This window comes from Hoeflea sp. (assembly GCF_039975035.1).
GTDB lineage: Bacteria > Pseudomonadota > Alphaproteobacteria > Rhizobiales > Rhizobiaceae > Hoeflea.
This window is the reverse complement of record NZ_JBDWHW010000040.1, coordinates 1-10,184: the sequence shown is the minus strand read 5'-3', so window position 1 is coordinate 10,184 and position 10,184 is coordinate 1. Positions and strand designations below refer to the sequence as shown.

Below are 10,184 nucleotides of genomic sequence, written 5' to 3'. Positions count from 1 at the left end.
GGAAGGGCCCGCAGGCTGGCCAAGGACTGGGAGAAATCCATCCAGAGTTCAACAGCATGGACCCTCATCGCCCATATCCGTATTCTCATGCGGCGGTTGGCAAGGCTTTGCGATCAATGACGAACTTTTGAATCGGGCTCTCAGGTCTGGGGTTGAAAAAGCACGCTTTACGATCCCTGTGTCTGTGGGACCACTTAATCAGCCAGTTGATACAAAGAGTTTTTCGCCAAAAGCCAGCCGCGCATTCGAAAAACTACTCCGCACCTTGAGCTATACCTATGCCAAGGCGCCTCATGTTGATCGGGCAATCGCGATTGTCGAGGCAGTAAAGGCACATCTCGATACAACACTGGATTTTACGAATGTAACGGCGTTCGCTCTTCAGCAATGTTTCGATGCCACCGGGATCACCACACCGATCCGGCGCGTGTCTGAACTGGCACTGGATCAAGAGCTTAAAGCCCAGGCTCGTATTATTGCTGCTTGTCAAAAAACTGGCGCGACACGTTACGTCAACATGATCGGGGGAGAGAACCTGTACAATGCGATCGATTTCGCTGCCGCCGGAATTACACTGGCCTTCATGAAAGCCAATCTGCAACCATACCCTCAGTCCGGATACGATTTCATTCCGGGTCTCAGCATCCTCGACATGATCTCCCATCTCGCGCCTGACCAGTTCGCACCACATCTTGTTGCGGCAGCACGAGACGCCAACGATACCATGTAGAGACCTGACGCTGAACAAGTCTGCCTGGCTTTATAATCAGGCGGTTCATGCATGTCGCAATCGCAAAGTATGACTGTGTCATAACACTCGCAGCGCATAAATCAATCAGGCCTTGATCCTCAGCGCTCTCAGTGCGTTCAGGATGACGGCGACGTCGATCGCCTCCTGCAGGATCGCACCTTGCACCGGGGAGATGAAACCGAGCGCGGCTGCAAGCATTCCGGCCAGGGAAAGCCCGATCCCGGCGATGACGCTCTGCACCGCGATCCGCCGCGATCCCCGGGCCACCTTCAGTCCCGGCAACAACCGGTCGAGATGATCGACCAGCAGAACCACATCGGCTGCCTCCGCCGATGCCGCCGCGCCGCGCGCGCCCATCGCCACCCCGGTATCGGCCGCCGCCAGCGCCGGCGCATCATTGACGCCGTCGCCGACCATCATCACCGGGCCGTTCTTGCGTTCGCTCAGCACCAGCAGCACCTTCTGGTCGGGCGTGAGATCGGCCCGCACACCGTCGAGCCCCAATTCCCCGGCGATGGCGTCGGCAACCGCGCGCCGGTCACCGGTGGCAAGCAGGATCCGCTCGATGCCCTCGACCCGCACGTCGGCCAGGAATTTGGCAATTCCCGATCTCAGCGCATCCGACATCACCAGATAGCCGGCGAGCTTGCCATCCACGGCAAGCGCCACGACAACCGCGCCGGGTTCATCGCTTCGCAGAAAATCATCCGGTCCGGTCCCGTCGGTGCGGGCCATGACAAATCCGACGCCACCGACGACAATCGCACGGCCATCGATGATGCCCTCGACGCCGGCTCCCGGAATCTCGATCACATTTTGCGGAATCGGCAGCGCCATTCCGCGATCGCCCGCAGCCACAACAATGGCCTGGGCGATGGGGTGCTTGGACGCCTGGTCCAGGGCGGCGGCGAAATAGAGGATCTCGTGTTCGGTCAGGCCACAAAGGGATTTGGCCGCGACAATGCGCGGTCGGCCATCCGTCAGCGTGCCGGTCTTGTCGAGGATCAGCGTGCGGACCTGCGCCATCGCCTCGAGATGTTTGGCCCCCTTGATCAGCACCCCAAAATGCGCCGCGCGTGACAGCCCGGCCACCAGCGCCACCGGCACGGCCAGGATCAGGGGGCAGGGTGTCGCCACAACGAGCACGGCGACGGCGCGCACCGGATCGCCGGTAAACCACCAGGCTGCAAAGGCCAGCGCAATGGTGATGGCCAGGAACGCCAGCGAATAGCGGTCGGCCAGCCGCGCCATCGGCGCCTTCGATTGCTGCGCCGCCTCGACCAGCCGGACGATGCCGGCATAGGTGCTGTTTCTGGCGCGGCGCGCGGCGACCAGATCAAAGGCTTTGCCGGCGTTGGTTGATCCGCTCATGACGTCCTGACCGCGCTCCAGCCGGACGGGCAGGGATTCGCCGGTCATTGCCGACTGGTCGAGCAAGGCCGCGTCGCTGGCCACCGTGCCGTCGACGGGCGCCACATCGCCCTGACGGATCAGCATCAGGTCACCGGGCCGGATGGCGTCCAGCGCCACTTCCTCGAGTGCGCCATCATGGTATCGTGTCGCCGTTCGCGGCACCCGGGACAAGAGATCCTTCATTTCGTGCCGGGCGCGGCCCTCGGCGTAGCTTTCGAGGAAAGTGCCGCCGGAATACATCACCGCCACCACCGCCGCCGCCAATGATTCGCCAAACAACAATGCCGCCGACATCGACAGCGCTGCCACAATGTCGAGGCCGACCTCGCCCTTGAGCAGGCTGCGGACGATTTCCACGATCAGCGCCACGAGCACCGGGATGACGCCGGCGGCCCAGGCAATCTCCGCCGACGCCGGCAATTGCCCCAGCATCAGCCCCAGACCGGAAACCAGCCCAATTAACGCGATGGCGAGAAGTCCGGATTTCAAGCGGTCGCGAAACAATTGGATCATATGATTACAGTCTCGATCGGGTGGGACGCATTCCAGATCCAGGGTGGATTTCAAATGGTCATCGCCTTGATTATCATACATCAGGTCCGCGCCCAGTCCATGGCGGTTTTCGCGCCGCTTGTCAGCGTTCTCACTGGTCTGCCCCCTGAAAAATGATCCTTCCTGAAGTATGACTTGCGGGATCAAGGAAGGAAGACTTCTGCATCGAAGCGGTTGAGGAGACATTGGCGCGTCACGGCAAGACCGACACCTTCAAGACCGTCCAGAGCAGCCGGTTGACATGCACCGGCTTCATCAAGGTACTGGACAGCCGGTAAATCAAGATGAACATGGACGGTAAAGGAGCTGGCGCGACAATGTTTTCGTCGAACGGCTGGGGAGAACCATCAGATACGAGGAGTCCTGCCCGTACGCCTATGCAATGTCGCAAAGCACACGCATCGATCGGGCGCTGCAATGGCTTCCAAAATGGGCGAATTCCACATTCATCGCTTGATGGTAAAGCCGCGGTTCAGACTTACTTCAGGCCGCTGACGCCGCTATCGGTGGCAGTGTAACCGAGGCCAAAATCCACTTAAAGAAGCGCCCCGAACTGATCAGGCGAATCGAGCCACCGCCAAACTCCGGATTTTCGCAAGCGAGTGCCTCGCTCAGCCTATTCCGCAAATGTAACAACGTCTTGGATCAAAATCCATTTTGTTATCAAAATTGCAACCATATTAGGATGAAATAAAAACAGCCATTACGGCATTTTTCCGCCGCATGATGCGACATTCAATATTGCTAGTCGCCGCCCTCTGCCAACATTGGGTGCTTTGAAGGTATCAAAATCATGCTAAAAAAATATCTCCGTCTAGGTATTCTCGTTCCAGTTATTGTCTCATTTTTCATTTTGACAATCGTGGTCTCCGTTATTGTATTCAAATCAAAGGCGTCAGATTATCTGACTGCCAATGTTGATATGTTTCAGACGGCTTTGGACAAGAAAAGCGAATTGCTTGAACTGACCCGACTTATCAAGGGGGCCGAACTCGACGTTGTGAGCACACAAGAATCGCTCACTGACATTTCGGCAACCAGAGGGCTTGACGGACTTGATGACGGTTTTGCACTCGCAGAAGAATCTGCCGCTGCGTTGAATGAAAAAATCTCGGAAATTACCGAGCTTTCAAATCGTCTGGAAATACCTTCGATGGTACCTGTCATGGCCAGTCTCAAGAGCCAGTACGATATTTTCTACAAGTCCGGTGTAGCCATGTCGAAAGCCTATATCGCGGGCGGTCCCCAAGCTGGCAATTCGATGATGGCTGGATTTGACGAAGTTGCCGAACAGATGCAGGCCGAAGTGGATGCAATGCATGCGACCATTGATGCGATCATAGCGGCTATGGCTGCGCAATCGCAGCGCGTGGTTGATGACCTCAATGCCCAGGTAGCGATGTTTTCCACTGGAATGAACTATTTGATAGCACTCGTTGTCATCGGTGGTGCTATTTATACCATGTTGGTGTCAAAATGGCTGCTCCAACCACTTTCGAGATTGGCCGCCGCATTGACCGATATTGCAAATGGCAAACTGGATGTGGTCGTCGCTGGTGAAAAGCGGATGGACGAATTTGGTGACTTGGCCCGTTCGGTCAGGTTTTTCAGCGAGAGCGAACTGAAGAAGCGTCAGATTGAGGCCGATGTGGAACGCGAGCGCGGTGAGCGTGAGCAGGAAGTGGCAAATATCCAAAAGCGCTCGGAGGAAGAGGCCGAACTCCGCATGACGGCGGCCATGGGTACCCTTGCGGCTGGGCTCAAGCAACTTGCCGGGGGGAACCTGTCAGTCAGGATCGAAGAGCCGATCGACCGACGGTTTGAAAGCTTGCGGGAAGACTTCAACACTACGGTCACACGACTCGCCTCAACCCTGACCTCGGTTCTCAATGGCATTGGATCAATGCGGGGCAATACCGATGCCATCAGTACCAGCGCCAATGAATTTTCCAAACGGATAGAGCAGCAAGCGGCAGCGTTGGAACAAACAGCAGCGGCTCTCGACCAGATCACGGTGAATACCGCGAACTCAGCCAAACGAACGGAAGAGGCGCGATCCTTAGCGGCGGAAGCTAACCAAAGTGCTGCCTCGTCGAGCCAAATTGTCAGCAATGCCGTAAATGCAATGGAACGGATCGAAGGATCATCCAAACAGATTTCCAGCATTATCAGTGTGATCGATGAAATCGCTTTCCAGACCAATTTGTTGGCGCTCAACGCGGGTGTTGAAGCGGCACGCGCGGGTGAGGCTGGAAAAGGCTTTGCCGTTGTTGCGCAGGAAGTTCGCGAACTCGCTCAACGTTCAGCAAATGCTGCCAAGGAGATCAAGGAACTGATTGTCGCATCTGCCACTGAAGTCAGCACCGGCGTCAAACTTGTCAACGAAACAGGAGCCTCGCTCGGCGAGATCGATGGCATCATTGCCCAGATCAATACGCATATGGATGCCATTGCAACTTCAACCCGTGAACAGTCATCCGGGCTTTCCGAGGTCAATGTTGCGATGAATCAGATGGATCAGATTACTCAGCACAATGCGGCAACCGCAGAAGAAAATACTGCTGCGACAATTTCGCTTGCAGATGAAGCCAACGACTTGAGCAAGTTGGTTAACCAGTTTGATTTGGGGCAGCCTGGGCCAACGCTGAATCTTCGTCAAGTAGCGTAGTTCAATGGTTTTAGCACAGAATGATCAGGCGATGTGGGTACGACAACCTCCGCCACCGATATGCCCATTTCCCTGACCGGGGCTGAACACCTGGGTTCAGGAAATTGGCGGCGCTATGGAACGCGGCACCCATGCGAAAGCAGCTTGCGGACTGATATTCGCTATATGCACACCAAGGGATTTTAACGCCGGGTAGGCGGGGAACATTGTCGCGGTGGCGGGGAGAGGAAACCACATCCTGGATCAGTTACAGGTGATATGAAATGACATTGGAACTCAACGAGAGAACGCGACCAGCAGATGCCGACTGCACGCCTGTGACGGAGCACATTTCAATAGAGCAGGCTGCACAAGACGGTACCTTCGTTGTCCTCGCTGCCACGGGCGCCGTCTAATTCTCTATGGAGGTTCCTACTTCCGCTTCAGAAATCGCCAGAACCTTGCTTATGCCAGTCAAGATCAGGACGCCTGCGATCAGGCGTCTGAAAAGGCCCGCAAGCGTTCGGGCGGCGATGGCAATTTTGATGATCCATTTCCACCCAAGCCTTTAAGGCATGCACTGGCGAACCTATGATTAGCTGGAGCGGCAATTCGAAGGGTACGAAAACGAGGTCGCCGCGCAGTTCATTCATTTGTTGAACCGACTGGCGCGGTGAGCCGGTTCAATCTGACATATTGGATTGTCGGTGGCTTGCTTACTATGTGCTTCTAAGAACCCAGTAGGCGCGTTTGGTTGCCAAACGATTGAAAAATGGTGCCCCCGGCAGGATTCGAACCCGCGACCCCCTGATTACAAATCAGGTGCTCTACCAACTGAGCTACAAGGGCAGCGGGGATGCGGATAGCATATTCATCGCTGCTGTAAAGCAAAAACCGCGTGATCCTGGCTTTCCGGGCCAGATAGGTTGATCCGGGATGCGGTTGAGTGCGGGCAGGCTCAACCGGCGTTTGGTTTGGACAGGTACTGTTGTGCCGCGTACAGCGCGATTGCGGTGGCGTTCGACACGTTGAGCGACTTGATCGCTCCGGGCATGTCAAGCCGCACCAGCGTGTCGACGGTCTCACGGGTCTTTTGCCGCAATCCCTTGCCCTCGGCGCCGAGCACCAGCGCGATTCGGTCGCCTGACAGACCGGCCTCGATCGGCGATGGGCCTTCCGAATCAAGACCGACGGTCACGAAACCCTGTGCCTTGATGTCTTCGATGGCCGCGGCCAGATTGCGAACCTCGATATGGTCGATCATTTCGAGCGCGCCGGAGGCCGCCTTGGCCAGCACGCCTGATTCCTGCGGGCTGTGGCGCTGGGTGGTGATCAGCGCGCCGGCGCCGAACGCCACCGCCGAACGCATGATGGCGCCGGCATTGTGCGGATCGGTAACCTGGTCGAGAATGACCAGAAGCTTTGCGTCCGCCAGATCAGAAAGTGGACGCGGCTTGAGGGGCGCGGCCTCGAGCAACACGCCCTGATGCACGGCATCATCGCCAAGCAGACGGTCGATCTCCTGCGGGCTTACCAGCTCCAGCGGGAAGGGCAGGGCGGCGTCCTCGGCGATCTCGAGCCGCATCAACGCGTTTCGGGTGGCCATGAGCGAGGTGATGCGGCGCTGCGGATTGTCGAGTGCGGCGCGCACCGTGTGCAGCCCGTACAGATAGACCGTATCGGGCGTAACCTTGTCCGCATAAAGCGAGCCCTTGCGCGCGGGCAGGTCGCGCTTGCCGCGCGGCTGCGCCGGCGCAAGACCCTGCTGGTCCCGCTTGGCGTCGCGGTGGGCGCGGCGAAGCTTGGCGTAATGGGTGTCTCGGTTTGACCCGGTCTCGCCGGTCTCGTCATCTTTGCTCATGGCGCGCTTATACGCTTATTGCTCCTGGGTGCAACACGGCTTGATGCGGTGTGCGACCAGAGAGATCCAGGCCGTGTGGATGCTTGTTCAAGCCATTGCCTGGCAGGTCCGCGAAAGAAGCTTGACGGAACCGGTTGTTTTTGTGGTCAAGCTTGTTGACACGGGAACCATGCGCCGTCATAACGCCGACCGCGGAACGGGTGTTTCTAACCAATCGCCCGGCCCGCAAAACCCGAACGTTTCGGGTTGTCCATCTTGGATGCATGACCCTGGCGGCTGGTCTGGAGGGGTGCCCGAGTGGTTAAAGGGGACGGACTGTAAATCCGTTGGCTTCGCCTACGTTGGTTCAAATCCAACTCCCTCCACCACCGCCGGCGGGTCATGAATGCGGGTATAGCTCAATGGTAGAGCAGCAGCCTTCCAAGCTGAATACGAGGGTTCGATTCCCTCTACCCGCTCCAGTTGGAATATTATTCCGTCTACAACCAAGAAATCAGAACAAAATTCTCCAAATTTCATACTTAGTAGGTTTCCGTACTAAAATATGACCTATTTTTGGCAAATCTCACCGCCCACCATATCCATTAGTTGGCGTCGCTGACGGTATCGTAGCGCATATCATTCCCGATACCGTCAGACCTGTTTTTAACAGCGTCCCAACTCTTTGATTTTGTTGGGCGCTGCTTCGCTGTGCCTACTAGTTTGATTCCTGAAGACGATGAGGGTTAGGTTCTGAACACGGGGATCGAACTACTAACCAGCGTCGTAATGAAAAATATTTGACGTCGCATATAAACGAATCGTTGAGTGAGTCTCGCAGTATGTATTACAAGTATTCAACATAGTGTTGGGTGAAATTACAGGAATATTGATATGTCAGATGTATTTACTAAGTCGGACGCGACCATTTCTCCATGCGGTTCATACCGTTACTGGCTCGAACGGAGATGGGGGCCTGAACCCCCTCAAACCTTCATAATGCTCAACCCGTCAACGGCTGACGCTGCGGTGGACGACCGTACAATTGGCCGCTGCATTGAATTTTCAAAGCGTGAGGGTGCTGGTGGCTTGATTGTAGTCAATCTGTTTGCCCTCCGAGCCACGAACCCCAAGGAACTTGATGGGCACATCGACCCTGTTGGTCCTGACAACGCGAAGAATATTGGGATTGCACTTATCGCTGCGGCAGCACAAAGCATCCCTGTCATATGCGGGTGGGGTGGGAATAAGAACGCACCAAAACAAGCGTTGCGACTGAAAGCTCGCGCAAAAGATTTTGGTGTGCGCCTTGTGGCCTTGCATTTGAATCATGACGGCTCCCCCAAACACCCGCTGTACATCAACGGTGAAGCTCCCTTGATCGACTTCAACTAGGTTCAAGCCGAACCAGCATCGCGGGTAGCCGAATATCCTCATAGACCTTGACTGATTTCGCGGAGCGAGGGTGGGGATAGAAGTGGTGCATGTCGCCGTCAGGTAGCGCAATCGTATAATTGCGCCGATCCAATCCGTGCCAACCGAAGCCTATGAATATCCCCTTGATGGCCAAAGCGAAGACAAACGTGCGCTGATATGCGTCGAGCGACTCGCTATCTGATTTTCTAATTGTGAGTGAGGCGAAGTTTGATTGCGCCCAGAGCACTTTCTGCCCCGGCTCAAATTTCCCACCGAATACTTTAATGCCTGCTGGTATCACCTGTCCTTGCGACATCCAGTGAGGAAAGTCGTCAGGGAACATGCGTCGATAGTTGGAACTGAGGTGCGCCACGATGCCGGTTTTGATTATCCAAGTTGCTATAGTGGCTCGTTCGGCTTTCGTGAACTGCTTAGGAGTCATGTCGGCCTCCATTCGTGGAAGTAATTCACCGAAACGCGACTCTAGTTGTGACATCCAGCCGTGGTTACATTTTCCGCATACGCTCTTGAGTGTATGGGACGCGCCACTTGCCCGCCGCTCGTCCAACGGTGCCCCGAAGAAGCTTGTCCTTGTTCCTATGAACTGGGACGGCTCGCCGCCTCCCACATAATCTTGCAGCCATGAAGGGATTACGTGCTCGCGGGTTAGCGGAGGCGGTGCTCCGCAGAAGACGCATTTTCGTTTTTGCAATTTAGCCTCCCCGGCCGAAGCAGTAGTTATCAGACCTGCTGGACTCTCGGTAAAGTAGCAATTGATAGCATTCCGTGGATAGCCGTTTACCTCGCGATTTCTGTGACTCCCAAAAAGCGCCAAAACCCACGGTCAGGCACGCTCTGCCGTGGCCTAAGTCATTGCAGACAAATAATAATTGTGGATGGCCGTGGAGGGGGTTTGCTGTCTCAGCGCGGCTCGTATAGCCTCTCAACAGCGCAAGAATATGACGGTATCCGAATACGGTATCGTCTTGAGCGATCGCAGAAAAAACAACGATTACAAAGACTTAAACTTCTAACTTGATTCCCTCTACCCGCTCCAGATGCCGCGTTTCAAGCTTCGTCATTGTCTGCATAACAGCTTTGCAAACCCGATCCGTGGGCAAAGCGGTGCGTGGTGCCCGGTTGACCTCGGCTGCCTGCGGCTTGCCGGGGCCAGGGTCGCGGCAACCGCGAAATTGGCATGATTCGGATCGCTGTCCGGTCCGGATGTGGTCCGACCCCATGGGCAATTTTGTGCTTCAATCGCCGGATTTTGCAGGCATAGCTCCGGTTTGCGGGCTTTCCGGCTCCAAGATTTCCGCTTGCGAAACCAGAGCGAAACCCTTATGTCGCGTTAACTTCTCGCGGGACCCGGTTCAAACGCTTCCGGATCCACAGTCTGCCAACAGAATTACAGGATACAGGACGATGGCAAAGGGTAAGTTCGAGCGCAATAAGCCACATGTGAACATCGGCACGATCGGTCACGTTGACCACGGCAAGACGTCACTGACGGCTGCGATCACCAAGTACTTCGGTGATTACAAGGCCTATGACCAGATCGACGC

At 56.0% G+C, this 10,184-nt stretch carries 7 protein-coding genes, 3 tRNA genes and 1 pseudogene; 7 read left to right on the top strand and 4 right to left on the bottom strand.

All coding sequences use genetic code 11. The annotated features are described in order from the left end of the window. Both ABJN75_RS02950 and ABJN75_RS02945 read left to right on the top strand, forming a co-directional pair. A pseudogene (locus tag ABJN75_RS02950) lies at positions 1 to 120 on the top strand (IS5/IS1182 family transposase); the annotation flags it as partial. A 7-nt stretch (positions 121 to 127) separates the two neighbouring features. Continuing rightward, complete coding sequence (locus ABJN75_RS02945; RefSeq protein ID WP_348436691.1) at positions 128 to 730, top strand: WbqC family protein; 603 nt, start codon at positions 128 to 130, stop codon at positions 728 to 730. A 105-nt stretch (positions 731 to 835) separates the two neighbouring features. On the opposite strand, the gene ABJN75_RS02940 is transcribed toward ABJN75_RS02945, so the two are convergent. Continuing rightward, the gene (locus ABJN75_RS02940) at positions 836 to 2,677 is read right to left on the bottom strand and encodes a heavy metal translocating P-type ATPase (RefSeq protein ID WP_348436689.1); all 1,842 of its coding nucleotides are present in this window, start codon (positions 2,675 to 2,677) and stop codon (positions 836 to 838) included. A gap of 832 nt (positions 2,678 to 3,509) precedes the next feature. Here ABJN75_RS02940 and ABJN75_RS02935 point away from each other — a divergent pair. Continuing rightward, a complete protein-coding gene (locus ABJN75_RS02935) occupies positions 3,510 to 5,384 on the top strand; it encodes a HAMP domain-containing methyl-accepting chemotaxis protein (protein WP_348436687.1) in 1,875 nt (624 codons plus the stop codon). Between the two features lie 752 nt (positions 5,385 to 6,136). On the opposite strand, the gene ABJN75_RS02930 is transcribed toward ABJN75_RS02935, so the two are convergent. Both ABJN75_RS02930 and rlmB read right to left on the bottom strand, forming a co-directional pair. Continuing rightward, a tRNA-Thr gene (locus tag ABJN75_RS02930) sits at positions 6,137 to 6,212 on the bottom strand. Between the two features lie 109 nt (positions 6,213 to 6,321). After that, complete coding sequence (rlmB, locus tag ABJN75_RS02925; RefSeq protein WP_348436685.1) at positions 6,322 to 7,224, bottom strand: 23S rRNA (guanosine(2251)-2'-O)-methyltransferase RlmB; 903 nt, start codon at positions 7,222 to 7,224, stop codon at positions 6,322 to 6,324. A 283-nt stretch (positions 7,225 to 7,507) separates the two neighbouring features. Between rlmB and ABJN75_RS02920 the strand changes: the two genes are divergently transcribed. From ABJN75_RS02920 to ABJN75_RS02910, 3 genes are all read left to right on the top strand, one after another. After that, positions 7,508 to 7,592 (top strand) — tRNA-Tyr (locus ABJN75_RS02920). A 19-nt stretch (positions 7,593 to 7,611) separates the two neighbouring features. Continuing rightward, positions 7,612 to 7,685: transfer RNA gene (locus tag ABJN75_RS02915), tRNA-Gly, on the top strand. A gap of 412 nt (positions 7,686 to 8,097) precedes the next feature. Continuing rightward, positions 8,098 to 8,598, top strand: a complete 501-nt coding sequence (locus tag ABJN75_RS02910) for a DUF1643 domain-containing protein (protein ID WP_348436683.1) — start codon at positions 8,098 to 8,100, stop codon at positions 8,596 to 8,598. Here the strand turns inward: ABJN75_RS02910 and ABJN75_RS02905 are convergent. After that, entirely contained in the window at positions 8,591 to 9,061 is a 471-nt protein-coding gene (locus ABJN75_RS02905; RefSeq protein WP_348436681.1) for a hypothetical protein, read from the bottom strand. The genes ABJN75_RS02910 and ABJN75_RS02905 overlap by 8 nt on opposite strands. 983 nt (positions 9,062 to 10,044) lie before the next feature. Between ABJN75_RS02905 and ABJN75_RS02900 the strand changes: the two genes are divergently transcribed. After that, the coding region (locus ABJN75_RS02900; protein WP_348436693.1) for a GTP-binding protein at positions 10,045 to 10,184 on the top strand (140 nt) is incomplete at its 3' end.

Excerpts from the sequence above, each read along its gene's own strand:
- ABJN75_RS02940 (WP_348436689.1), bottom strand. The coding sequence starts at position 2,677 with ATGATCCAATTGTTTCGCGACCGCTTGAAATCCGGACTTCTCGCCATC.
- ABJN75_RS02935 (WP_348436687.1), top strand. The coding sequence starts at position 3,510 with ATGCTAAAAAAATATCTCCGTCTAGGTATTCTCGTTCCAGTTATTGTC.
- rlmB (WP_348436685.1), bottom strand. The coding sequence starts at position 7,224 with ATGAGCAAAGATGACGAGACCGGCGAGACCGGGTCAAACCGAGACACC.
- ABJN75_RS02910 (WP_348436683.1), top strand. The coding sequence starts at position 8,098 with ATGTCAGATGTATTTACTAAGTCGGACGCGACCATTTCTCCATGCGGT.
- ABJN75_RS02905 (WP_348436681.1), bottom strand. The coding sequence starts at position 9,061 with ATGACTCCTAAGCAGTTCACGAAAGCCGAACGAGCCACTATAGCAACT.